The following is a 24,014-nucleotide window of genomic DNA, read 5'->3' on the forward strand; positions in this document are numbered from 1 at the left end:
TTCTAATTTTTTCCTTTCAAAAACATGTCTTCTATATCTTCTTGATAGTCTTCAATTATTGTTGGTACATCATTGAGAAATTCGATTACATTATCGCCGATTTCATCAAAAAGCCTTTCATTTATATTGTCGACCACAACTGCTGTCATTAGATGCTTTCCTTTAAGATATTGATCTGGATTCTCGCCTTTTAAAAGCATCTTAATAGTATGCAATTCTGCTTGACTCAGACCATAATCTTCAAAATCCTCGTCTTTATCTTTTTCATTTATTTCTTCAAGTTGCCTTTTTTCTTCTTTTTCAGCTCGTAGTTCTTCTTCAGTTAATAAACTATCCCTCGTACCAGCGGCATCTTCTCTAATGGTAGACAAATGCGTTAAATTAATTTCAATCTTTGGTTGTTTTAATTTATATTCTTCAATTTTGTACTTTTTAATTCCATCTTTTATAGCCTGAAGATAATGCTTTTCAATTTTTCTAGGCTTTAAGCTTCGCCCTACATTAAAGTTCTTCCTAACTTCACGATCAACTTCATGCAATAAATTTCCAATGATACTTTTTTGACCAGCTAGTCCCCAATAAGATTCACAATACCACGAATCTTTTTCTTTATCATAAAAATACTTTCTAAGTTGATCAATTTCAAAATTAACTGTTTTAGGCATCAGTTTATGATTGAACACTGCAGCGGAAAATAACTGAACCGTCATTTGATTTTTATAAGTAATATAATTGGTCAAAAAATCAAAACCATCTTGGCGTAAATCTAATATTTGCTGCCAAACTAAAACTAATAAATGTTCAAATTTTTCTGGATTCTTTTTATACAAAGGACAATTTTCAATTTTATAATTAGATAAATTTATTAAGCTTTCTGCAACTTCATGCTCAGAAAATTGTTTTGGGTACAACAAATGCTCATATTTTTTATCCTTTTCTTGTTCTTTCTGAAAAAATTCATCTCTTTTTTCACTAATATTATAAAAAATAATATAGTCACGAATCCATCTATCAAGATATGCTGCCATTTCTGGGGAAAAGCTTTGAGCATAATTTTTATCAAAATCTATTAACTTATCTAACCCTTCTTGAGGATTCTCTACGCCTATTCCATTTAATAACTCATATAAATAAATATAAGCATATGAATTCGATACCTTTTCATAAATACTATTCCTAATCTTGGCACGCCAAGTAAAATAAGTCCTTGCTTGTCCAACCGTTAAGTCATGATAAGCCGGATAATAACGCAAAAATGACTGCCTTTTTTGATAATTGTCTTCATAAGTAGCCATTAATTTGCCTTGTAAATAAAAATTTTGTTCTCTGCGAACTGAACCTGCCAAATCATAACGATATGCCTTAATCATTTTCTGAATTTGCTCAGGAACAGATTCCGTATTTTCAAAATTTAATTCTATTTTTTCTTTGGTAGAATTATTTTGTTTAGAATTATTAGTTTTTTCCCAACTATCAAAGTTTATTTTTTGTTCGTGATAAACATTTTGCTGATTCAATTTATCCGTACTCGCATCAGGTATATAAATTAATTTTTCAGGATTAGGAGCCTTATTTGACATGAGCACTACTTTAAAGGCATATTCTAAAGCTTGTTTTATTTTTTGCTCGCTTAAAAGCAAACTAACTTCTACCCATTTATTATCCTTTATCAAAGAAGCAGCTGAGAACCCAGGTAAATCTTTAATAGTCGTTGCAAAATTGCCACAATTAATATTTAATTTTTTATTTTTAGGATCTAAATCTAAAAGAGCAAACCAATTTTTAGTAATCGGTGAACTAAAAGCAACTAAATTAGAATTATCATTAAGCTCACTGACACTATTCTTTCCAAAGTGTCTAATAGCATAGCTCAAGAGTTCATCAATATTCATGGCTTCAGCTCCTTTCGAACGTATATTCTACTATATTTTACTTGGTTGATCCATAAACTTGCAGTAAAAAAGGCACCGAAATTATTCAATTTCAGTGCCTTGAAAATGATTATTTTACTTGATTAATGACATTAATTGCATTCAGGCTACGTGGATAGCCAATAAATGGGACATTAGCTAAAACTATTTTGGTTAAAAATTGTTGATCATTTCCTAATCCCACATTCGCCTTAGCATGAGCTAATAATTGTGGTTCACAACCGCCTTGGGCAGCTAAGTAACAAAATGTAATCATTTCGCGCTCTTTGTCACTAAGACCTTTTCTCGTATAATAATCACCAAAACAATTATCCACCAACCATTTATTAATAGTCCCTTTTTTAGCAAAATCCTTCATTTGAGGACCAAACAATCTCATTTGAGTTTTCTCGCCTTTTTCAAGTCTGTTTTCCATAGTTGTTGTAGCTTGTTTTGGCAAAGGTAACTTTTCTCCACGATCAAGTAAAATAGTATTAGTTACTTTAAAAAATGGCATTACGCGTCCTAATCCTAAATAATCAACTGCTTGATAAACAATTTCTTTTACTTCAACTGGACTTACACCATTATCTAAAGCTACAGGTAACATCAAGCGATATTCTTCTAAGCCCTGCATCCCTAATAAATAAGCTAAATTAGAAATTAATTTTGTCTTATTTGGTAAATCTACATCATCTTGAACTTCTTCGAAAGTAAAATGACTAATTCGCTCCCATGCTTCTGGATCATTTTCTTTTAAAACTTTTTCATGAATATTTTTTACATCTTCTCTAAACATTAGTTCACGCCTCTTTCTTATGTTTTATATTATAAAGAGAGCCAGATGGATTGAAAATTACTTTCTTTCTATGTAGAAATATGCCATCAAAGTATAGAATAAATTAATTACGTCTGTATTTATGTTGATATTAGTTATTTTAAACCTATACGTTTATTTTATAAAATAACATATTATTTTTGAAGTAATGACAGTTAGCTTTTATATTAAAGATGATTAAGTTAACAAATTGATTTGAGGGGGTATATGTAATGACTGATTATGCAAAAAGAGAACTTAAAAGCATTAGACAGAATTGCTAAGAAAATTTCAGATGCAGAAAGTCATTTAACAAAGATTGAAGATAGTATTGATGATAAGAAACATCGCACCGCTCAACACGAAACAATTAAAGATATTAAATCAATTCTTAAGCACGCAAGAAAAGTCGATAAAGACGAAGATAAGATCGAACAATTCAAAGGCGAAGGTCCTAAAGATTCAACAGAAAATCACTACGTCTACGAACAAGAAGAAGAACCTGTTATCAACGACTTAAAGAAAGATTTTAATGAATTAAATAATAAGCTTTCTAAATTAAACGACTTTAACGGCGGAGATATTGATGCTTTTAGAACTGAACACCACTATCTTGAAAAAAGCTGGAAAATTGAACTGATTAATTTATAAAAGGTAATCTAGTAATTAATTTACATACACATCAAAAAAGGAGAAGCAAAATTGCTTCTCCTTTTTATATGCGAATTCATATTGATATTTAAATGAGATATTGGAATAGAGATAAACTAGGCTTCAATACCCTTTCCCTTATAAGTTTCTTTCATTAAGTCTTTAATTTCACTAATTAATAAAGCGGAAGGATTAGTTACGACATTTTGATCTCCATAAGCTTCAACAGCCATAGCGTCAACTTTGTTATTGAAATCAGCCTCATCAACTCCGTTAGCCTTAAGACTAAGTTTCATTCCTACACCGTGCCCTAATTCAACAACTTTCTTAATTAAAGCATCCACTAATTCTTGATCCGTATTACCTTTTAAGCCTAAGCTACGAGCAATTGCAGCATAATCCTTATCAGCTCTGAAAGTTGAATAGTGAGGACGCATAGCAAGTTTTCTTGGTTTCTTAGAATTAAATCTAATTACATATGGCATAGCAATTGCATCACTCAAGCCACTTGGAATACCAAATTCAGATGATTCAGTATGAGCAATTGCATGTCCTACTCCTAAGAAAGCATTAGCATATGCCATTCCAGCTAGAGTAGCCGCATTATGCATTCTACTTCTTGCATTTTGATCGCCGTTATATGATTTTTCTAAGTTTTCAAAAATCAACTTAATAGCTTCCATTGACCAGCCACGAGTAAAATCGGTAGCCATTGTAGAAACGTAACTTTCTACTGCGTGAGCTAATGCTTCAAAGCCAGAACGTGCAATCAATTCTTTAGGCATTGTTTCTACAAATTGATCATCAACAATGGCAACATCAGGATTTAAAGAATAATCACAAAGAGTATGTTTAATGCCAGTTACAGTATCTTTAATGATGGAAAATGGTGATACTTCTGAGCCAGTGCCTGAAGTTGTTGGGATACATACTAATTGAATGGCGTTATATTTTGGAAACCTTACCGTTCTTTTTCTAATGTCTAAAAACTTTGAATAGGCATCTTCAAAACTCATATCTGGATTTTCATAGAATAAACGCATTGCTTTAGCAGCATCCATTACAGAACCACCACCAACAGCAATAACTACATCTGGTTTAAAGATATTCATTCTGTGAACACCATCAGCAATTATAGTGGTATCTGGATCTTTAGTTACTGCTTGAAAGACTTCATAGCTCTTCTTTCCACGACGTTGACTAATGATATCAGTAATTTCATTAATGTACTTACTTGCTACGCCTTCATCAGTCACAATGAAAAATCTTTCAACATCTGGCATATGTTTTAAGTAATTTGCAGCATTATGTTCAAAATACGTCTTCTTTGGTACTTTAATCCACTGCATATTATCGCGACGCTTTGCAACCGTCTTAATATTAAGCAAGTCTCTAGCACCAATATTATGTGAGAAAGTATTTGCTCCGTATGAACCAGTTCCCAAAGTAAGAGAAGGAAGCATATTGTTGTATAAATCACCAACCCCACCAACTGAAGCAGGAGAGTTTACTAAGATACGACATGCATCCATTTTCATTGAAAAGTCATCAATAACCTTTTCATCTTGTGAGTGAACGCCAGCAGTATGTCCACGCCCACCATAGTTTAGAAGATCAGTACAAATCTTATAGGCATCTTCATGATCTTTAGCCTTGTACATAGTAAATACTGGAGAAAGTTTTTCAGCAGATAAAGGATACTTTTTACCTACACCCTTATATTCAGCAATGATTACTTTGGTATCTTCTGGAACATCTACGCCACATAACTTAGCAATTTGATAAGCTGAACGTCCTGCAACTGGACCAGCAACTGTTCCTCTTCTAGGATCGATAAACTTTTCTTCAAATTTTTTAATTTCATCTGGTTTCAAGAAATAGCAGTTCCAAGACCTAAATTCATCTTTTACTTTGTTGTAAATTTCTTCATCAACTACTACAGAGTTTTCAGATGAACAAATCATTCCATTATCAAAAGTCTTAGACAAGACAATGTCATAAACAGATTCTGGAATATTAGCAGTCTTTTCAATATAAGATGGACCATTACCAGGACCAACACCAATAGCGGGCTTACCAGATGAATAAGCTGCCTTAACCATTCCGGGACCACCAGTAGCCAAGATAGTTTGAACATTTGGATGATTCATTAAAGCACTAGTGGCTTCAAGACTTGGATATTCAATCCATTGAATGGCGTCTTTAGGTGCACCCGCCTTAATTGCAGCCTCACGAATAATTTCACCAGTTTTTACACAACTCTTCTGTGCTTGTGGGTGGAAGCCAAAAATAATAGCATTTCTAGTCTTCAAAGCAAGCATTGCCTTAAAAATTACAGTTGAAGTTGGGTTAGTAACTGGAGTTACTCCAGCAATTACACCCTTAGGTTCAGCAATTTTGACTAATTGCTTTTCCTTATCTTCTTCAATAACACCTACAGTTTTCTCGTGGCGAAGACTGTTCCAAATATTTTCACTAGCGAACATGTTCTTGATCGTTTTGTCTTCTACTACACCACGACCAGTTTCCTCAACTGCCATTTTTGCAAGAAGGTAACTATTTTGCTCTCCAGCACTTGCAATAGCCTCACATATTTTGTCAACTTGTTCTTGATCGAAATCGGCCATCTCATCTAAAGCAACGTGAGCTTTTTCAACATAACCATCAATCATTTTATTTACATCAATTGTTTCTTCTTCTTTTGTAGCCTTTTTATCTTGCACCATCTAAATTGGGCCTCCTACTCGGAAATCTAGGCATATTTTCATGAACAATGACAGTATAGCGCCTATCTTAGACATTTGTAAATGACTTTGTGCACTCTTTTACAAATTCACAATATGATAAAAAGTAAGAAATAGCTGTTTTAAGTAATGATATCGTTTACATTTTTGATAATATTGAAAAATATTTCACAATATAACTTTGATTTACAATCTTATAAAAAATATTAAAACCTATACGTTTTAACTATTGTCATAGATTTTTATGTTAAAATTTTAATAAACTATGAAAGGAGTTTTACATCTTAATGTCAAAAAACAACTCAGAAACATCTGAGATTAAAACTATGAAGCGTAGTTTAACAAATACCCATATCCAACTAATTGCATTAGGGGGAACAATTGGAACTGGGCTTTTTCTAGGAGTCGGAAACAGTATTGAACTAGCCGGGCCAGCAGTAATTTTTATTTATTGCCTAGTTGGTTTCTTCCTTTTTCTTTTAATGAGAGCACTAGGAGAATTGATACTTTCTGATATTAAGAAAAATACCTATATCGATTTTATTACAGAATACCTAGGAAAAAGTATTGGTACAACAACTGGATATTTATATTGGTTTAGTTGGCTGACGTTAGCTATGGCAGAAATTACCGCTTTAGGTATTTACTTTCAATATTGGTGGCCAAATTTGCAAAGCTGGATTCCAGGATTGATTACTTTATTGTTTTTACTATCTATTAACCTAATTTCAGCTCGAGTATTCGGTAACTTAGAATTTAGCTTTGCAATTATTAAAATCGTAACAATTATTGCGTTTGTTATTCTAATTTTTTATTTATTAATCACAAACTCTGCAACAAAATACGGACACGTAAGCTGGCAGAATATGGTTATTGATGGCGGAATTTTCGCTAAAGGTCCCAAAGGTTTTTTATTAGGTTTCCAAATGGTTATCTTCAGTTTTATCGGAGTTGAGTTAATTGGATTAACAGCTGCAGAAGCCAAAGAGCCTAAAAAAACAATTACTCGAGCAGTTGATCAATTACCAATTAGAATCATTTTATTCTACGTCTTAGCAATTTTAAGTATCTTATTAGCTATCCCTTGGGATAAGGTGTCCACGTCTAGTTCACCTTTTGTTCAAGCATTAGGTGCTACTGGTATCAAAAATGCTGGCTCAATAATTAACTTTGTTGTAATAAGTGCAGCTATTTCATCAACCAATAGTTTTATCTATAGTGCAGGGCGGTTATTATTTTCAATAAATTACAAGGGTAAAACTAAATTAAGTAAGCATTTAGGAAAACTAGATCGGCGACAATTACCTAAAAATGCATTAATATTTTCAACAATTTTAATCGCTTTAGCACCACTTTTGAATTTCTTTTTAAAAGATGCCTTTACTTTCATTTCTGCTACAGCGACCAGCATGTTTTTAGTAATTTGGTCAATCATGATCATTACCCATATGACTTATCGAAAGAAGACACCAGAAAATGAATTACCAACATTCAAAATGCCCTTATATCCTCTATCTGATGTGGCAGTATTAACTTTCTTTCTTGCTATGATTATCATTCTTTTAATTTTTCCAAATTATCGTATTCCAATGATTAGTGCAGGCATAATTTTCGCAGTACTTGTATGTATAACTCACTTTATACAGAAAAAAATGAATTAATTCTTTAGGCTCTATAATAAATCCTGTTGATGGATATCTATGATATTCTATCGACAGGATTTTTTATTGCATAAAGAAAGAGGCCATAAGCCTCATTGCATTAAATCTTCTGATTCCACTCTAAAGAATAAAGGTGATTGCTTATGTCCTCTAACAATGATTGTATTAAATTTCATCTCAATATTGAAGACCCTAATATTGTTTTTTCTGATTATTTTAAAAAATATATTAACGGCAAATATCATAGCGTTTATCAAGCCGAGCTTATTCAGCCTTCTTGTCCTTTTTGCCATTCAACTAATCTTAAACATAATGGACACTATACTTCTAACGTGCGCTTTATTACTGCTGATGCTAGCCATCCAGCTATTATCAGACTTAATAAACAGCGTGTTTTATGCAATGACTGCCCTAAAAGATCTATGGCTCAGTCTAGCCTTGTTAATAAATATTGCCACATTTCTAACGCTTCTAAACGTAAGGTCTTAGCTGCTCTTACAGAAAATCGCTCTATGACTAGTATTGCTCGAGAACATAACTTATCAGTTAATACGGTTCAAAGAGTCTTGGAATCTTGTTCTTCTAAGTTCTACGATCATTTTGAACGTCTTCCTGAACACTTAGCTTTTGATGAATTTAAAGGCGTTGGCAAGAAACTTTACTTTATTTGCTTAGATGGTGATTCTCACCAAGTAGTCCAAATTCTTAGAACGCGTTTTAAGCCTGAAATCTTGCGTTACTTCTACAAATTTACTCCTAAAGCTCAGGCTATGGTTAAGACAGTAACCATGGATCTCAACTGCTATTATCCAATCGTGGCTAGAGAGCTATTTCCCAATGCCCAGATTGTCATTGATCGTTTCCACATGGTTCAGATGCTCACCAGATCTTTTAACAGCTTGCGTGTTCAGACTATGAAACAATTTAAGAAACAAAGCCGTGAATACAATCTCTTAAAATCTACCTGGAAGCTCTATCTCATGAAATATGACAAGCTCAATAAAAAGACGCCTTACTATGACTGGCATTTTAAAGACTATTTGACTCAAGAGCATGTTGTTTTAGACGGCTTGGACTGCAGTAAAGAGCTTGAAAACACATATTGGGTTATGCAAGCCTTTATGGCTGCTATTCAAAACAAAGATGAAAAAAGATTATTCACTTACTTCATTCAAAACAAGCTATCGGGAAACAAATGCATCAGACATTATTAACTTTTAAACATAATTATACTGGTGTACTAAATGGCATCTCTTCCAGCTATTCTAATGGCTGTCTTGAAGGTGTCAATCGTAAGATTAAGCAAATTGAACGTACTGTATATAGCTATAGCAGTTTTAGCCATCTATTAATCAGAATCAGACTAGAAGAAAATATCATAAAAGAAAAGGAATCAAACAACTATTCTTTAGTTGCTTAATTCCTTAATCTAATAAAAAATTGGCCATCAACAAGATTTGCAAAACAGCCATTCTTTACAGTCTCTAGTTAACTCTAGAGACTGTTTTATATACTAATTAAACCTAAGCAAACAAAAAAGGAGAATGAAGTTATTTCTCCATTCTCCCTCTTTTATTTCTTCATTTACTTACTCCGGCTGTCAGACTCGAACTGACGACAACCTGATTAACAGTCAGGTGCTCTACCAACTGAGCTAAGCCGGAATATTAAAAAAGAGCACGGCGACTGCCTACCCTCGCAGGCAGTTTCCCACCAACTACTCTCGGCGTTAAGAAGCTTAACTTCTGTGTTCGGCATGGGAACAGGTGTATCCTTCTTGCCATCGCCACCGTACTCTTTCTGAGCTTTTACACTCAAAACTGAATATAATCTTCCGCTCTAAACCTTTGAGCTTTGGTCAAGTGCTCGACTGATTAGTACTAGTCCGCTCCACATATCGCTATGCTTCCACTCCTAGCCTATCTACCTCATCGTCTTTAAGGTGTCTTACTGCTTGCGCATCGGAAATCTCATCTTGAGGGGGGCTTCGCACTTAGATGCTTTCAGCGCTTATCCCTTCCATACATAGCTACCCAGCGATGCCTTTGGCAAGACAACTGGTACACCAGCGGTATGTCCATCCCGGTCCTCTCGTACTAAGGACAGCTCCTCTCAAATTTCCTACGCCCACGACGGATAGGGACCGAACTGTCTCACGACGTTCTGAACCCAGCTCGCGTGCCGCTTTAATGGGCGAACAGCCCAACCCTTGGGACCGACTTCAGCCCCAGGATGCGACGAGCCGACATCGAGGTGCCAAACCTCCCCGTCGATGTGAACTCTTGGGGGAGATAAGCCTGTTATCCCCAGGGTAGCTTTTATCCGTTGAGTGATGGCCTTTCCATGCAGTACCACCAGATCACTAAGCCCGACTTTCGTCCCTGCTCGAGGTGTACCTCTCGCAGTCAAGCTCCCTTATACCTTTACACTCTGCGAATGATTTCCAACCATTCTGAGGGAACCTTTGGGCGCCTCCGTTACATTTTAGGAGGCGACCGCCCCAGTCAAACTGCCCACCTGACACTGTCCTCCAGAACGCTCAGCTCTGCGAGTTAGAGGATCCATCAAACAAGGGTAGTATCCCAACATTGCCTCCAGTAAGACTAGCGTCCTACTTTCTCTGGCTCCTACCTATCCTGTACATGTTTAACAAATACTCAATATCAAGCTACAGTAAAGCTCCATGGGGTCTTTCCGTCCTGTCGCGGGTAACCCGCATCTTCACGGGTATTATAATTTCACCGAGTCTCTCGTTGAGACAGTGCCCAAATCATTACACCTTTCGTGCAGGTCGGAACTTACCCGACAAGGAATTTCGCTACCTTAGGACCGTTATAGTTACGGCCGCCGTTTACTGGGGCTTCAATTCAAACCTTCGCTTGCGCTAAGCTCTCCTCTTAACCTTCCAGCACCGGGCAGGTGTCAGCACCTATACGTCATCTTACGATTTTGCAGATACCTGTGTTTTTGATAAACAGTTGTTTGGGCCTATTCACTGCGGCTGATCTTTTACCATCAGCACCCCTTCTCCCGAAGTTACGGGGTCATTTTGCCGAGTTCCTTAACGAGAGTTCTCTCGCTCACCTGAGTGTTCTCCACTCGACTACCTGTGTCGGTTTGCGGTACGGGTAAAATTGCTCTGGCTAGAAGCTTTTCTTGGCAGTGTGACATCATGACCTTCGCTACTTTGATTTCACTCCGCGTCACAGCTTGAAATCTAAACATAAGCATTTGACTCATCTTTTTTCTTACTGCTTGCACATGTTTTTCCAGCTACATGCGTCATTAGCCTCCTGCGTCCCTCCTTTGCTCTTATCGAACAATTTCAGTACAGGAATCTCTACCTGTTGTCCATCGGCTACGCCTCTCGGCCTTACCTTAGGTCCCGACTTACCCTGGGCGGACGAGCCTGCCCCAGGAAACCTTAGTCTTTCGGCGGATAGGATTCTCACCTATCTTTCGCTACTCATACCGGCATTCTCACTTCTAAGCGCTCCATTAGTCCTCTCGATCTAACTTCGCCGCTCTTAGAACGCTCTCCTACCACGCATATCCTTTGATATGCATCCACAGTTTCGGTACTATGCTTAGCCCCGGTACATTTTCGGCGCAGCGTCACTCGACTAGTGAGCTATTACGCACTCTTTAAATGGTGGCTGCTTCTAAGCCAACATCCTAGTTGTCTACGCAACTCCACATCCTTTTCCACTTAGCATAGATTTGGGGACCTTAACTGGTGATCTGGGCTGTTTCCCTTTCGACTACGGATCTTATCACTCGCAGTCTGACTCCCGTGCATTGATATCTGGCATTCGGAGTTTATCTGGATTCAGTAACCCCTGACGGGCCCCTAGTCCAAACAGCGCTCTACCTCCATTATCATTCACACGAGGCTAGCCCTAAAGCTATTTCGGAGAGAACCAGCTATCTCCAAGTTCGTTTGGAATTTCACCGCTACCCACAACTCATCCCCGCGATTTTTAACTCACGTGGGTTCGGTCCTCCAGCGTGTTTTACCACGCCTTCAACCTGGTCATGGGTAGGTCACTTGGTTTCGGGTCTACGTCATGATACTCTCTCGCCCTCTTCAGACTCGCTTTCGCTCCGGCTCCGTCTTTTCTGACTTAACCTTGCACCATAACGTAACTCGCCGGTTCATTCTACAAAAGGCACGCCATTACACTTTAATGTGCTTTGACTACTTGTAGGCACACGGTTTCAGGTTCTCTTTCACTCCCCTTCCGGGGTTCTTTTCACCTTTCCCTCACGGTACTGGTTCACTATCGGTCACTAGTTAGTATTTAGCCTTGCGAGATGGTCCTCGCGGTTTCAATCGGGATTCCTCGTGTCCCGACCTACTCAGGATCCTGCTAAGTCTCTCTGCAATTTCGCTTACGGGGCTCTCACCCTCTCTGGCTTATCTTTCCAGATAATTCTGCTATCGCTTCAAGTACTTTATTGCAGTCCTACTACCCCAACTGGCAAGCCAGCTGGTTTGGGCTCTTTCCTGTTCGCTCGCCGCTACTTGGGAAATCGATTTTTCTTTCTCTTCCTGCAGCTACTTAGATGTTTCAGTTCACTGCGTCTTCCTTCAACAGCCTTAACAGCTCTTGATAATACCTCGCGGTATTGGGTTCCCCCCATTCGGATATCTCCGGATCATCGCTTACTTACTGCTCCCCGAAGCCTTTCGTGGTTCGTCACGTCCTTCATCGGCTTCTAGTGCCTAGGCATTCACCATGCGCCCTTTTCTACTTGACCTATTTCAAGTTGAGTTTCTCTCTCTTCTCGGTCGCTCTTCAATCTGTTTTTTTCGATTGTCTCGGTTTTTTGCTTTAGATTATATTCAGTTTTCAATGTACTAACCCTTGAGACACAAGGTCTCAATGGAGGCTAACGGGATCGAACCGATGACCTCCTGCGTGCAAAGCAGGCGCTCTCCCATCTGAGCTAAGCCCCCATCATTGCCTTTTATCAAAGCTTTCACTTTGAATGGGCCTAAATGGACTTGAACCATCGACCTCACGCTTATCAGGCGTGCGCTCTAACCAGCTGAGCTATAGGCCCGATTGTGCTTGGCTTGTTATTCAAGTTGTTTGAGGTAATACCCTCAAAACTAAACAAAGTTTCTCAGTGTGCTTCCGCTTGGCTTTCTCGATGACTTCTCTTTAGTGCTCTCGCACTCTCCATCATCTTTCGCCTTCCTTAGAAAGGAGGTGATCCAGCCGCAGGTTCTCCTACGGCTACCTTGTTACGACTTCACCCTAATCATCTGTCCTACCTTAGACGGCTGACTATAAAGGTTATCCCACCGGCTTTGGGTGTTACAGACTCTCATGGTGTGACGGGCGGTGTGTACAAGGCCCGGGAACGTATTCACCGCGGCGTGCTGATCCGCGATTACTAGCGATTCCAGCTTCGTGTAGGCGAGTTGCAGCCTACAGTCCGAACTGAGAACGGCTTTCAGAGATCCGCTTGCCTTCGCAGGTTCGCTTCTCGTTGTACCGTCCATTGTAGCACGTGTGTAGCCCAGGTCATAAGGGGCATGATGACTTGACGTCATCCCCACCTTCCTCCGGTTTGTCACCGGCAGTCTCATTAGAGTGCCCAACTTAATGATGGCAACTAATGACAAGGGTTGCGCTCGTTGCGGGACTTAACCCAACATCTCACGACACGAGCTGACGACAGCCATGCACCACCTGTCTCAGCGTCCCCGAAGGGAACTCCTAATCTCTTAGGTTTGCACTGGATGTCAAGACCTGGTAAGGTTCTTCGCGTTGCTTCGAATTAAACCACATGCTCCACCGCTTGTGCGGGCCCCCGTCAATTCCTTTGAGTTTCAACCTTTGCGGTCGTACTCCCCAGGCGGAGTGCTTAATGCGTTAGCTGCAGCACTGAGAGGCGGAAACCTCCCAACACTTAGCACTCATCGTTTACGGCATGGACTACCAGGGTATCTAATCCTGTTCGCTACCCATGCTTTCGAGCCTCAGCGTCAGTTGCAGACCAGAGAGCCGCCTTCGCCACTGGTGTTCTTCCATATATCTACGCATTCCACCGCTACACATGGAGTTCCACTCTCCTCTTCTGCACTCAAGTTCAACAGTTTCTGATGCAATTCTCCGGTTGAGCCGAAGGCTTTCACATCAGACTTATTGAACCGCCTGCACTCGCTTTACGCCCAATAAATCCGGACAACGCTTGCCACCTACGTATTACCGCGGCTGCTGGCACGTAGTTAGCCGTGACTTTCTAAGTAATTACCGTCAAATAAAGGCCAGTTACTACCTCTATCTTTCTTCACTACCAACAGAGCTTTACGAGCCGAAACCCTTCTTCACTCACGCGGCGTTGCTCCATCAGACTTGCGTCCATTGTGGAAGATTCCCTACTGCTGCCTCCCGTAGGAGTTTGGGCCGTGTCTCAGTCCCAATGTGGCCGATCAGTCTCTCAACTCGGCTATGCATCATTGCCTTGGTAAGCCGTTACCTTACCAACTAGCTAATGCACCGCAGGTCCATCCAAGAGTGATAGCAGAACCATCTTTTAAACTCTAGACATGCGTCTAGTGTTGTTATCCGGTATTAGCATCTGTTTCCAGGTGTTATCCCAGTCTCTTGGGCAGGTTACCCACGTGTTACTCACCCGTCCGCCGCTCGCTTGTATCTAGTTTCATTTGGTGCAAGCACCAAATTCATCTAGGCAAGCTCGCTCGACTTGCATGTATTAGGCACGCCGCCAGCGTTCGTCCTGAGCCAGGATCAAACTCTCATTTTCCTTCTTGAAAATGAGCTTTTTATCGTTTAGCTCTAAAACTTTCTTTGAGTTATCTCAAATTTATTGCTTGCGAATTGACTTCGCTTTTGTTTGGGATTTTTATATCCCGCACACTTTCAGCGAAACTTTGTTCAGTTTTCAAGGTACTACCGTTGCCGTGTGACAACTTTTTATTATATCATGCCTCTTGAGTTTTGACAAGCTTTTTTCTCTTTCTCATCTCTCTCAAATGACAGCTTTATAATATTATCATCTTTCTGCTCTCTTGACAAGCTTCTCGCTTTGCCTCCTGGCTCTGCTTCTTGCTTGCCTCAAACAGCATGTATTACTTTACAGACTTTTCTCCTTTTCGTCAATATAGTTTTTAACAAAAAGATATATTCCGAATATTAACTATTAATAGATTTCAATTGTCTGATTTTCGTCTTTTATTTTTCCAACTTAAAAGCAATCTTTATTTTAAAAATTCGGATATACAAAAAGCTGTGTTAAGCATATTTACTTAACACAGTTTTTCTTCCTATTTTTTCAATTCTGGAGCATCCGTCTTAAAGTCACTTTGTGTGGACTTCTTACCATTTTGATACCATACGCTGTTTTTACTCTTCTTTTCCGCCTTTTTCAGTCTCTTCAAAGAGTCTGTCTTTTTATAAGAATAATTCTTTCTCTTTACATATTTAAATCCATTCGGCTTATAGAAACGAAGCAAATTACCGGTAATTACTCGATCAGACAGCGATAGCTCGGTGTTACCGTATTAGAAATTGAAGCTAATTGTGCTTTTACCTTCTTACTTGGATGAGTTACACGCTTACCCGATTTAGTATAATAATAACTTCCTTCCACCTTACTATATTTTGGCGTAATAAAGTCACCATTTCTTTGAGCAACAATTTGTGGAGCATTTTTTGCTAAAAGACTATGTCCAAATTGAATCATATTCTGATCATTGATACCCAACAAGTTAAATAAAGTTGGTCTAACATCAATCTCTCCGCCATATGTATGATTAATGCCACCCTTAAGTCCTGGCATATGGAACATCAAAGGCACACGCTGAAATGTAAGTTATCAAAATTATTAAAGCTATCTTTGTTCAGCAATTGTGCTGAAGCCTTATGGTGATTTCCTGAAATTCCATAATGATCACCATACAGCATGATCAGAGTATTCTTCTCCAATCCTGACTTTTTAAGATAACTCATAAGCTCTCCAATAGCTTCATCAAGATAGTGGGCCGTTTGTACATACCCATCTACTGTTTTATCACCAGTATCTGTTTTATCAATTGACTGATTTTTCTTATCTAAATCATACGGATAGTGATTGGTTACAGTAATCATCTTCAAATAAAATGGTTGCGGTAAATGTTCTATGTACTTAATAGATTGATCAAAAAAGAGCTTATCTTTAATTCCATACCCTAAATAATACCCCTTCTTATTTTGATAATAAGATAAAGGCATAAAGTAATCATACCCAAAGGATTTATAAGCATTATCACGATTCCAGAATGATCCTGCACCACCGTGCATAACCGCACTCGTATAACCAGCTTGTTGCCCTAAGATAGCTGGAGCACTTTCAAAAGTATTGGACGTTCCATAACTTGACATTGCTGAACCTGATTGTAAGCCAAAAATAGAATTTTCTAGCATCATTTCAGCATCTGATGTTTTTCCTTGACCTACTTGATTAAAGAAATTATCGAAGCTAATTGTATCATTTGCATGATATAGCTTATTTAAGTTAGGAGTAACTTCTTTTCCGTGCCACTTATAATCAATTAAAAACTGCTGGAAACTTTCTAAATGAATAACCAACACATTTTTATTTTTAGCTACACCATAATATTCAGGATTCGGAGCAATATAGTTCTTCTTAATATAAGATTGAACAGTTTTTAAGTCACTATGATTTGCTTTTGCCATAATCGCATTACTTTGAGCTGTTTTTACACCATCATAAAACAGCAAAAGAATTTAAACCTAGATATTTGACAATATAATTATTATCAAAGGTCCTTGTGAGCAAACCAGGTCTGTCTTTTTGCGCCATAGTTAGATTTGTTCCAATCAATACTACAGCTAACCCTTCAATTAGAAGAGATATCTTTAGCTTTAAACGACGAACATCAATTTTAAAAACTTTAAAAGCTATTAATAAAACAATAATAACTACATCCAAAAATACTAAAAAATCAGTACCTTTAGTAATTCCAGCAATACTCTTTCCCAAATTATCTGACGTAGATCCTGAAGTTTTAATAATGGATGTAGATAAGAAATCAGAAAATTCTCGATAATACAAAATATTCGAAAATAGCCACAAAGACAATAGGAAATCAATTATGACCATAATCCAATATGACTTTCTACCTTAAAAAATAATCCGATTCCAATTAATAGCATGGCTGTTGGTAGTGGATTAATCAATAGCAAAAACTTCTGCATTGGGCCCACTACTCCTAGATTAAACTTAGTTATATAAGTTAAATATGTTTTAACCCAGAAAAATACAACAACTACAGTAAAAAAGCCTAATTTAGTTTTAGTTAGCCAATTATATGATGCTTTTAGGCGTCCCATTTAAGTCCTCCTCAACTTTGTTCTTTCATGATATTACTACTAAAAAATAGTTTTGATAAATTAAAATAGTAAATTTAAGGAATTTTAATGACTTCTTATTTTCTTCGGCTTAAACAACCAACCAAATATTCCTAGAATCATTCCAAAAAAGTAAGTGGTAAAGCGCCACAAAAACATCCCTAAGGTTAATAATATATTTGAATGAATAAAGGTAGTAAATAAAGTCTGAAAGCTAAATTCAGCTCCACCTGACGCACCTGGAATTGGAACAATTGCCATAAACATAATAATCATGATATTCATCTGTGTCACTTCTAACCAAGAAGGCGTTAAATTTAAAGCTAACAGAATTAAATATGGAATTGAATAAAAGCACAGCAATTGTCCAATAGTCAAAATACTTGCACCAAGTAATTTTTTCTTTTCGCGTTTTAAATTTTGACCTTCTGCATAAAAGTTTCAATTTTTTCCATAGTATTTTTACGCCATTTTTCAACAGTATTTTTGTTCATGAATCTTTCTAATAGATTCATCAGCCAATTAGCCGCGCTTTTTGTCCAGCGGTAAGCAAACATAATAGCTAATAAAAATATTATTGAACTAACATGAAGAATAAAACCAATTAAGATAAACAATGCTAATCCTGAAAACTTGGTTATCACCATATGGAAACCAAAAATAATTGTTGAAACATAAGCAAACAAAACACAAATCTGATAAATAATAAATTTCATCAATAAAATTGAAGTAGCACGGCCACCTTCTATTCCCATTTGAATCATTGCTACTAATTGTGAAGGCTGACCCCCAGTAGATAAAGGTGTTATGGCATTAAAAAGTGCTTGAATAATTGGAATTCTGAAAAAAGACCATGCGGAGCGATGAGGCTCTCCTTTTTTATGTTCTAAAATCCAAATAATTGCAGCTTCACAGGCATAAGATAAAACCATTACCAAAAGAACTAGTAATAAAAAGTTTATATTTAATTTCTTGCTAGCTCCCCATAATGCTTTAACTGGCGTTTTTCTTAGTTCTTGCCAAATAACGAAACCACTAATTAGAAGAACAATTAGCATTCCAATAAAATGTTTTTTGTTCATTACTTAATTTGCCCTAACTTTCTACCAATTTCATACTGCTCCATATAAAAGTCATACCAGATTTTAGCGAGATGGTCTTCTGAATACTCTTGACTTGCTTCAGCAGACAATTTTGATATTTTTTCAATTTTTCGGGATTGGATACTACAGATTTAATTTGAGAATTTAACTCTTCAAAATTTCTACCTTTCATATAATATCCATTAATAATAGCTTGATATAAGTCCAAGTCACGCAATAATACAGGAGTATTACATGAAAATGCCTCTAAAACAGACATTGGAAACAGTTCATCAAAAGATGGCAATAAGAATAAGTCAGCAATATTTAAATAACTGACTAATTCTTCTCGTGGCACAATTCCTGTAAATTTTAAATTCTTAGGTGGATTATCAATTAATTTCTTAAAGTGTGCATATCCATCCGTCATTTTTCCAAATGAAAAGCCACCAGCCCAAATAAATTGAATACTTGGATTTGCTTCGGCTAATTTAACGAAATCATCTACGCCTTTTCTTTCTTGAACTTGTCCATCTCCGACAATTACAAACTTATCCAAAGGAATATTCAATTTATTTCTAAATGCATTTTTTTGAACTTGACTTTGCTCATAAAATTCACTTTTAGCTACAAAATTAGGTATATATTTTACCTTTTTTTCATTAATACCGTATTTTACTAGTTTATCAATAAAAATCGGATTAACTACTACTATTTGATCCATCCTTTTATAAAAATCGATTACATATTTATAAAAAATACTTTTTACAGGCTCGGGTAATTTAACTGAACCTTCTAAGGTTTCCGGTAAAAAATGTACATATCCAATTTTCCTACCTCGACTAGGCAAAAAACTGTTAGCAAAATATGTAGGATTAATTGTATGATAATGTGTTAAATCACTTGTTCCATATTTATTGATAGTTACATAAAATTCATCTACTAATCTTGTTCTAAGTAAACGAATTAGCTCTTTATACGCTGATCCCACGCCTTGACCTTGAACAGAGTCAGCTTGAGAAAACATATTAATTCTAATCATAATTTACCTCAGTCTTTTGTTTATTTTGAATTGCTTCTTGATAAAAATCTTCTATTTTATGTGCAAACGTATCTGCTGACACGTCTATTAACTTTTTCTCTTTTAGATTTTTAGGAATAGTGAATTGATTTGCTTTTAAATAATCAATAATTTCATTCGTCATTTCATTTTTTGTTGTGAATGTACTCCCAAGCTCCTTATTATCAAAAACATGCTCAGTATAATCAGTACTATAGACAACGCATTTAGTACCAGCAGCTAGAGCCTCAATATATGTCAAGCCCTGCGTTTCAGTATCGCTAGCTGATACAAATAAATCTGCCATTCTATAATAATTTCCTACGTCACTGTGCTCAACACTACCAGCGAAAATAACATAGTCCTCTAACGAAAGTCTAGCGACTTGATCTTTTAAAGGCTGCACATCTGGGCCATCCCCAGCAATTACAAATTTTACATTTGGTTCAATTTCTAAAACTGTGGGCAAAACATCCAGAATTTGATCTATTTTCTTTTCCGCAGCTACACGACTCAGAGTAAGAATAACTTTCTCATTCGAATCTATTCCTAATTCTTTCCTTACATCTCGTCGTGGATTTTCATTAATAGCAGTCAAATCTACCCCCGTCGGAATTATTCGCATAGGTATGGTAACTCCATATCGTGTTAAAGTTTCTTTAACGCGTTCACTGGGAGCAACTACTCCATCCATATTATGCAAATAAGCTTTGGTAAATTGTTTTACATGATATGGCTTCAGTAAATGTCCATTTAAAACGTAGTGCAAATAATCTTCGTACATAGTATGGTACGTATGAATAGCGGGAATACCTAAAGAATGTGCAACATATTTTCCAATCATCCCCATTGAAAATTCTGTTTGTGTATGAACAATATCAAGCTTTACTTCCTTAGCGATTTTGGTAGCTTGAAAAAGTCCTCGAAACGCTATTCTCCTATCAGTAAAAGAAACAAAAGGAACACTACTAACTCTAAAAACATTAGGTTCAATAGTTCCTTTACCCAAATGAGGATCTGTTGTAGTAAAAATAAAGACAGAGTGTCCATTTTTTTCAAGAGCATTCTTCAATGTTTGGATTGAAGTTGCTACCCCAGAAAGCTGAGGAAAATAAGTATCGGTAAATAGCCCAATATTCATGTAAAATACCTCCATTAAAGACCATTATAAAGTTAGTAGAAAGGAGTTGCAATTTTGGATAAAAAAAAGACGCGAGAACTAACTCACGTCTTTTTGCCAGAATGTCTGAATAAATAGCGGTGATCGGGGTCGAACCGATACGTCCCAGGGGACACCAGATTTTGAGTCTGACGCGTCTGCCAATTCCGCCACACCGCCATAAATAAAATTAATCAGGAAATTCAGGCGAAGGCGGTGATCGGATTTGAACCGATGATTAGGGTTTTGCAGACCCGTGCCTTACCACTTGGCTACACCGCCAACCTCTGATCATTAACAAATTGGGATAGTTGGATTCGAACCAACGCATGATGAAGTCAAAGTCCATTGCCTTACCACTTGGCTATATCCCAATGTTAGGGCGGAATGTGGGGATCGAACCCACGCATGCCGGATCCACAAACCGGTGTGTTAACCACTTCACCAATTCCGCCATAATATTAAAAACAGGGATAGTAGGAATTGAACCCACACTAGCGGTTTTGGAGACCGATGTACTACCTTTATACGATATCCCTATTTAAATGGAGGCCAGTGGATTCGAACCACCGAACTCAGAGAGAGCGGTTTTACAGACCGCCGCGTTTAGCCACTTCGCTAGGCCTCCAGAATGGCGCGAGACGGAATCGAACCGCCGACACAAGGAGCTTCAATCCTTTGCTCTACCAACTGAGCTATCGAGCCATTACGGTCCCTACCGGATTCGGACCGGTGATCTCCTCCGTGACAGGGAGGCGTGATAACCACTACACTAAGGGACCATATTGCGGGAATAGGATTTGAACCTATGACCTTCGGGTTATGAGCCCGACGAGCTACCAGACTGCTCCATCCCGCGATGATTAAGGAGGATGTGGGATTCGGACCCACGCGCGGGCAGAACCCGCCTGACGGTTTTCAAGACCGTTCCCTTCAGCCGGACTTGGGTAATCCTCCATTTATACCATCTTTAATATGGTAATGACCCGTACGAGATTTGAACTCATGTTACCGCCGTGAAAGGGCGGTGTCTTAACCACTTGACCAACGGGTCGTTTTTTAACGTACTTATTAATCATACTCTATTTATAAAGCAATGTCAACAAGTTTTTATTTTTTGATGCGTTGCTTTGTATTACCTTCCGCATCAGCAATAACTATATTACTAAAAACACCCAGTTGATGCAACCCCTAATTTGAACTTTTTTTCTTTTATTGCATTTTTACTCTCTATCGCTTAATAAAGGTGCTACACTTAGCGTATATGGAGGTACGTTATGTCTAGTAACAAATGTATTATTGACAATAAAAACAGCAAAAAACTATTAAAACTCGCTGACGGAAACTTAATTTGCGAAGATCACGCGAAATTAACACCCTGGCAAAAAGAAGAATTAATTGAAAAAGACGCTAATCAAGTTAATGAGTATATAGATAATTTGACCAATAAATATTTGGCCGAACACGAAATTAAACATGTCGAACCGTCCTATATATCTCTTCTCCATAAAACTGCTCAAAGTGATTTAATGGACGGAGTTTCACCTGAAGAGACTTTAAAGCTACAAAACTGGATCTTAATTAAGCAAAATAATGAAATTATTCGATTACTTAAAGATTTAAAAACCAAAAATAAATAAATTGAAAAATCTTACTAAATCTTGAGACTGATAATAGCCTTGATTTAGTAAGATTTTTCTTTTGAGCAAAAATCTAAGATTAGTTAAAAATCACATTTTTCCTGCGAAACCCTTAATAAGATCTAAACTACTTATTAATATACTCTTAAATAGACATATATAACTAATTTAGAGTTGTTTTTTAGCTTTTAAGATAAATGTGCTCAAAATTTGTAAAATCTCTTTGATAAGCGAATTTTTTCTTATTATAAAAACGCTACTATCATACTGAATAACTACTTTTTCTTAGCACATAAAAAAGCACATTGGAATATTCCAATGTGCTTAATTCAAAGCGGAGATTGAGAGATTCGAACCCTCGCGCCGGTATAAACCGACCTACACCCTTAGCAGGGGCGCCTCTTCAGCCACTTGAGTAAATCTCCAATGGGCCTAAATGGACTTGAACCATCGACCTCACGCTTATCAGGCGTGCGCTCTAACCAGCTGAGCTATAGGCCCCTTTTCCTTTGAAGCGGGTAACGAGAATCGGACTCGCGACTAAAGCTTGGAAGGCTTTCGTTTTACCACTAAACTATACCCGCAACTTCTTGCTTCCTAATGGCGCGAGACGGAATCGAACCGCCGACACAAGGAGCTTCAATCCTTTGCTCTACCAACTGAGCTATCGAGCCATTACGGTCCCTACCGGATTCGGACCGGTGATCTCCTCCGTGACAGGGAGGCGTGATAACCCCTACACCAAGGGACCATATTGCGGGAACAGGATTTGAACCTATGACCTTCGGGTTATGAGCCCGACGAGCTACCAGACTGCTCCATCCCGCGATGTTTTTATATAAAAAAAGCCAAGATCCTATGGACCTTGTAGGACTCGAACCTACGACCCGACGGTTATGAGCCGTCTGCTCTAACCAACTGAGCTAAAGGTCCAAGCTTACCTCTATAGCGGCGGGGGGGATCGAACCCTCGACCTCCCGGGTATGAACCGGACGCTCTAGCCAGCTGAGCTACACCGCCATCCTGTAACTTCCTGTTTAAGCTACAATCGGGAAGACAGGATTCGAACCTGCGACCCCCTGGTCCCAAACCAGGTGCTCTACCAAACTGAGCCACTTCCCGAAGTGTGCACCCTGAAGGATTTGAACCTTCAACCTTCTGATTCGTAGTCAGACACTCTATCCAGTTGCGCTAAGGGTGCATCATTATATGCCGAGGACCGGAATCGAACCGGTACGGTTGTCACCAACCGCGGGATTTTAAGTCCCGTGCGTCTGCCAGTTCCGCCACCCCGGCATGATAATGATAAGCGGAAGACGGGATTCGAACCCGCGACCCCCACCATGGCAAGGTGATGTTCTACCACTGAACTACTTCCGCATTTTTTTATTCAATTTTTATGCCGATTAAAGGACTCGAACCTTCGACCCCCTGTTTACAAGACAGATGCTCTACCAACTGAGCTAAATCGGCATGGTACGGGTGGTGGGACTTGAACCCACACGTCCGAAAACACTAGAACCTAAATCTAGCGCGTCTGCCAATTCCGCCACACCCGCTTGAGTTTTTCTGGGCCAATGAGTCGTGGCAGGCTCGAACTGCCGATCCTCTGATTAAAAGTCAGATGCTCTACCAACTGAGCTAACGACTCAATGGAGGATACAGGGCTCGAACCTGTGACCTCCTGCTTGTAAGGCAGATGCTCTCCCAGCTGAGCTAATCCTCCATTTAGCACGGCGACTGCCTACCCTCGCAGGCAGTTTCCCACCAACTACTCTCGGCGTTAAGAAGCTTAACTTCTGTGTTCGGCATGGGAACAGGTGTATTCTTCTTGCCATCGCCACCGTACTCTTTCTGAGCTTTTACACTCAAAACTGAATATAATCTTCCGCTCTAAACCTTTG

At 38.2% G+C, this 24,014-nt stretch carries 6 protein-coding genes, 30 tRNA genes, 4 rRNA genes and 5 pseudogenes; 4 read left to right on the top strand and 41 right to left on the bottom strand.

What is annotated here, in order from left to right; genetic code table 11:
* Nucleotides 1-2: 2 nt before the first annotated feature.
* On the bottom strand, nucleotides 3-1,892 hold the full coding sequence (locus tag F3I00_RS08290) for a TerB N-terminal domain-containing protein (RefSeq protein WP_065169684.1): 1,890 nt from the start codon (nucleotides 1,890-1,892) through the stop codon (nucleotides 3-5).
* Between the two features lie 109 nt (nucleotides 1,893-2,001).
* Nucleotides 2,002-2,709, bottom strand: a complete 708-nt coding sequence (locus tag F3I00_RS08295; protein WP_020807442.1) for a carboxymuconolactone decarboxylase family protein — start codon at nucleotides 2,707-2,709, stop codon at nucleotides 2,002-2,004.
* Nucleotides 2,710-2,960: 251 nt separating this feature from the next.
* Between F3I00_RS08295 and F3I00_RS08300 the strand changes: the two are divergent.
* Nucleotides 2,961-3,378 (top strand): annotated as a pseudogene (locus F3I00_RS08300) (hypothetical protein).
* 116 nt (nucleotides 3,379-3,494) lie between these two features.
* Here the strand turns inward: F3I00_RS08300 and adhE are convergent.
* Nucleotides 3,495-6,104: a bifunctional acetaldehyde-CoA/alcohol dehydrogenase gene (adhE, locus tag F3I00_RS08305; RefSeq protein ID WP_020807444.1), complete on the bottom strand. Its 2,610-nt coding sequence runs from the start codon at nucleotides 6,102-6,104 to the stop codon at nucleotides 3,495-3,497.
* A 305-nt stretch (nucleotides 6,105-6,409) separates the two neighbouring features.
* Here adhE and F3I00_RS08310 point away from each other — a divergent pair, with 305 nt between their 5' ends.
* A complete protein-coding gene (locus tag F3I00_RS08310; RefSeq protein WP_020807445.1) occupies nucleotides 6,410-7,783 on the top strand; it encodes an amino acid permease in 1,374 nt (457 codons plus the stop codon).
* 143 nt (nucleotides 7,784-7,926) lie between these two features.
* A pseudogene (locus F3I00_RS08315) lies at nucleotides 7,927-9,203 on the top strand (ISL3 family transposase).
* Nucleotides 9,204-9,374: 171 nt separating this feature from the next.
* Here the strand turns inward: F3I00_RS08315 and F3I00_RS08320 are convergent.
* From F3I00_RS08320 to F3I00_RS08420, 21 genes and pseudogenes are all read right to left on the bottom strand, one after another.
* Nucleotides 9,375-9,447: transfer RNA gene (locus F3I00_RS08320), tRNA-Asn, on the bottom strand.
* Nucleotides 9,448-9,460: 13 nt separating this feature from the next.
* Nucleotides 9,461-9,577: ribosomal RNA gene (gene rrf / locus F3I00_RS08325) — 5S ribosomal RNA — on the bottom strand.
* Between the two features lie 60 nt (nucleotides 9,578-9,637).
* Nucleotides 9,638-12,544, bottom strand: a 23S ribosomal RNA gene (locus F3I00_RS08330).
* 126 nt (nucleotides 12,545-12,670) lie between these two features.
* Nucleotides 12,671-12,743, bottom strand: a tRNA-Ala gene (locus tag F3I00_RS08335).
* A 33-nt stretch (nucleotides 12,744-12,776) separates the two neighbouring features.
* Nucleotides 12,777-12,850: transfer RNA gene (locus F3I00_RS08340), tRNA-Ile, on the bottom strand.
* Nucleotides 12,851-12,992: 142 nt separating this feature from the next.
* Nucleotides 12,993-14,563 (bottom strand): 16S ribosomal RNA (locus F3I00_RS08345).
* The 16S, 23S and 5S rRNA genes sit together here with 3 tRNA genes alongside, the layout of an rRNA operon.
* Before the next feature lie 520 nt (nucleotides 14,564-15,083).
* Nucleotides 15,084-17,151: pseudogene (locus tag F3I00_RS08350) on the bottom strand (LTA synthase family protein).
* An 84-nt stretch (nucleotides 17,152-17,235) separates the two neighbouring features.
* A pseudogene (locus F3I00_RS08355) lies at nucleotides 17,236-18,251 on the bottom strand (YbhN family protein).
* A pseudogene (locus tag F3I00_RS08360) lies at nucleotides 18,251-19,293 on the bottom strand (glycosyltransferase family 4 protein). The pseudogenes F3I00_RS08355 and F3I00_RS08360 overlap by 1 nt, the downstream one beginning before the upstream one ends.
* On the bottom strand, nucleotides 19,286-20,452 hold the full coding sequence (locus F3I00_RS08365) for a glycosyltransferase family 4 protein (protein ID WP_020807943.1): 1,167 nt from the start codon (nucleotides 20,450-20,452) through the stop codon (nucleotides 19,286-19,288). The pseudogene F3I00_RS08360 and the gene F3I00_RS08365 overlap by 8 nt, the downstream one beginning before the upstream one ends.
* A 114-nt stretch (nucleotides 20,453-20,566) precedes the next feature.
* Nucleotides 20,567-20,650, bottom strand: a tRNA-Leu gene (locus tag F3I00_RS08370).
* A 31-nt stretch (nucleotides 20,651-20,681) separates the two neighbouring features.
* Nucleotides 20,682-20,752: transfer RNA gene (locus F3I00_RS08375), tRNA-Cys, on the bottom strand.
* 20 nt (nucleotides 20,753-20,772) lie between these two features.
* Nucleotides 20,773-20,844, bottom strand: a tRNA-Gln gene (locus F3I00_RS08380).
* Between the two features lie 7 nt (nucleotides 20,845-20,851).
* Nucleotides 20,852-20,924 (bottom strand) — tRNA-His (locus F3I00_RS08385).
* 14 nt (nucleotides 20,925-20,938) lie between these two features.
* Nucleotides 20,939-21,009 (bottom strand) — tRNA-Trp (locus F3I00_RS08390).
* Between the two features lie 7 nt (nucleotides 21,010-21,016).
* Nucleotides 21,017-21,098: transfer RNA gene (locus tag F3I00_RS08395), tRNA-Tyr, on the bottom strand.
* 4 nt (nucleotides 21,099-21,102) lie between these two features.
* Nucleotides 21,103-21,175, bottom strand: a tRNA-Phe gene (locus tag F3I00_RS08400).
* A gap of 4 nt (nucleotides 21,176-21,179) precedes the next feature.
* Nucleotides 21,180-21,252, bottom strand: a tRNA-Asp gene (locus F3I00_RS08405).
* Nucleotides 21,253-21,255: 3 nt separating this feature from the next.
* A tRNA-Met gene (locus F3I00_RS08410) sits at nucleotides 21,256-21,329 on the bottom strand.
* 7 nt (nucleotides 21,330-21,336) lie between these two features.
* Nucleotides 21,337-21,427 (bottom strand) — tRNA-Ser (locus F3I00_RS08415).
* A gap of 25 nt (nucleotides 21,428-21,452) precedes the next feature.
* Nucleotides 21,453-21,524: transfer RNA gene (locus F3I00_RS08420), tRNA-Glu, on the bottom strand.
* A gap of 223 nt (nucleotides 21,525-21,747) precedes the next feature.
* Between F3I00_RS08420 and F3I00_RS08425 the strand changes: the two genes are divergently transcribed.
* Nucleotides 21,748-22,110: a hypothetical protein gene (locus tag F3I00_RS08425; RefSeq protein WP_003650072.1), complete on the top strand. Its 363-nt coding sequence runs from the start codon at nucleotides 21,748-21,750 to the stop codon at nucleotides 22,108-22,110.
* Between the two features lie 335 nt (nucleotides 22,111-22,445).
* Here F3I00_RS08425 and F3I00_RS08430 read toward each other — a convergent pair.
* From F3I00_RS08430 to rrf (F3I00_RS08510), 17 genes are all read right to left on the bottom strand, one after another.
* Nucleotides 22,446-22,535: transfer RNA gene (locus F3I00_RS08430), tRNA-Ser, on the bottom strand.
* 2 nt (nucleotides 22,536-22,537) lie between these two features.
* Nucleotides 22,538-22,611: transfer RNA gene (locus F3I00_RS08435), tRNA-Ile, on the bottom strand.
* Nucleotides 22,612-22,623: 12 nt separating this feature from the next.
* A tRNA-Gly gene (locus F3I00_RS08440) sits at nucleotides 22,624-22,694 on the bottom strand.
* A gap of 17 nt (nucleotides 22,695-22,711) precedes the next feature.
* Nucleotides 22,712-22,784 (bottom strand) — tRNA-Phe (locus tag F3I00_RS08445).
* A 4-nt stretch (nucleotides 22,785-22,788) separates the two neighbouring features.
* Nucleotides 22,789-22,861: transfer RNA gene (locus tag F3I00_RS08450), tRNA-Asp, on the bottom strand.
* 3 nt (nucleotides 22,862-22,864) lie between these two features.
* Nucleotides 22,865-22,938 (bottom strand) — tRNA-Met (locus F3I00_RS08455).
* A gap of 31 nt (nucleotides 22,939-22,969) precedes the next feature.
* A tRNA-Ile gene (locus F3I00_RS08460) sits at nucleotides 22,970-23,043 on the bottom strand.
* Nucleotides 23,044-23,056: 13 nt separating this feature from the next.
* Nucleotides 23,057-23,130: transfer RNA gene (locus F3I00_RS08465), tRNA-Met, on the bottom strand.
* 28 nt (nucleotides 23,131-23,158) lie between these two features.
* Nucleotides 23,159-23,232, bottom strand: a tRNA-Pro gene (locus F3I00_RS08470).
* 5 nt (nucleotides 23,233-23,237) lie between these two features.
* A tRNA-Arg gene (locus tag F3I00_RS08475) sits at nucleotides 23,238-23,311 on the bottom strand.
* A gap of 9 nt (nucleotides 23,312-23,320) precedes the next feature.
* A tRNA-Leu gene (locus F3I00_RS08480) sits at nucleotides 23,321-23,406 on the bottom strand.
* 12 nt (nucleotides 23,407-23,418) lie between these two features.
* A tRNA-Gly gene (locus F3I00_RS08485) sits at nucleotides 23,419-23,490 on the bottom strand.
* A gap of 20 nt (nucleotides 23,491-23,510) precedes the next feature.
* Nucleotides 23,511-23,583: transfer RNA gene (locus F3I00_RS08490), tRNA-Thr, on the bottom strand.
* Nucleotide 23,584: 1 nt separating this feature from the next.
* A tRNA-Leu gene (locus F3I00_RS08495) sits at nucleotides 23,585-23,669 on the bottom strand.
* Between the two features lie 19 nt (nucleotides 23,670-23,688).
* A tRNA-Lys gene (locus F3I00_RS08500) sits at nucleotides 23,689-23,761 on the bottom strand.
* A gap of 2 nt (nucleotides 23,762-23,763) precedes the next feature.
* A tRNA-Val gene (locus F3I00_RS08505) sits at nucleotides 23,764-23,836 on the bottom strand.
* 5 nt (nucleotides 23,837-23,841) lie between these two features.
* A 5S ribosomal RNA gene (gene rrf / locus F3I00_RS08510) occupies nucleotides 23,842-23,958 on the bottom strand.
* Nucleotides 23,959-24,014 lie beyond the last annotated feature (56 nt).

The sequence above is a fragment of the Lactobacillus sp. JM1 genome, assembly GCF_009834385.1.
Taxonomy (GTDB): domain Bacteria; phylum Bacillota; class Bacilli; order Lactobacillales; family Lactobacillaceae; genus Lactobacillus; species Lactobacillus paragasseri.

What these genes read in the sequence shown, in the direction of transcription:
- F3I00_RS08290 (WP_065169684.1), bottom strand. Translation starts at nt 1,892, where the DNA reads ATGAATATTGATGAACTCTTGAGCTATGCTATTAGACACTTTGGAAAG.
- F3I00_RS08295 (WP_020807442.1), bottom strand. Translation starts at nt 2,709, where the DNA reads ATGTTTAGAGAAGATGTAAAAAATATTCATGAAAAAGTTTTAAAAGAA.
- adhE (WP_020807444.1), bottom strand. Translation starts at nt 6,104, where the DNA reads ATGGTGCAAGATAAAAAGGCTACAAAAGAAGAAGAAACAATTGATGTA.
- F3I00_RS08310 (WP_020807445.1), top strand. Translation starts at nt 6,410, where the DNA reads ATGTCAAAAAACAACTCAGAAACATCTGAGATTAAAACTATGAAGCGT.
- F3I00_RS08365 (WP_020807943.1), bottom strand. Translation starts at nt 20,452, where the DNA reads ATGAATATTGGGCTATTTACCGATACTTATTTTCCTCAGCTTTCTGGG.
- F3I00_RS08425 (WP_003650072.1), top strand. Translation starts at nt 21,748, where the DNA reads ATGTCTAGTAACAAATGTATTATTGACAATAAAAACAGCAAAAAACTA.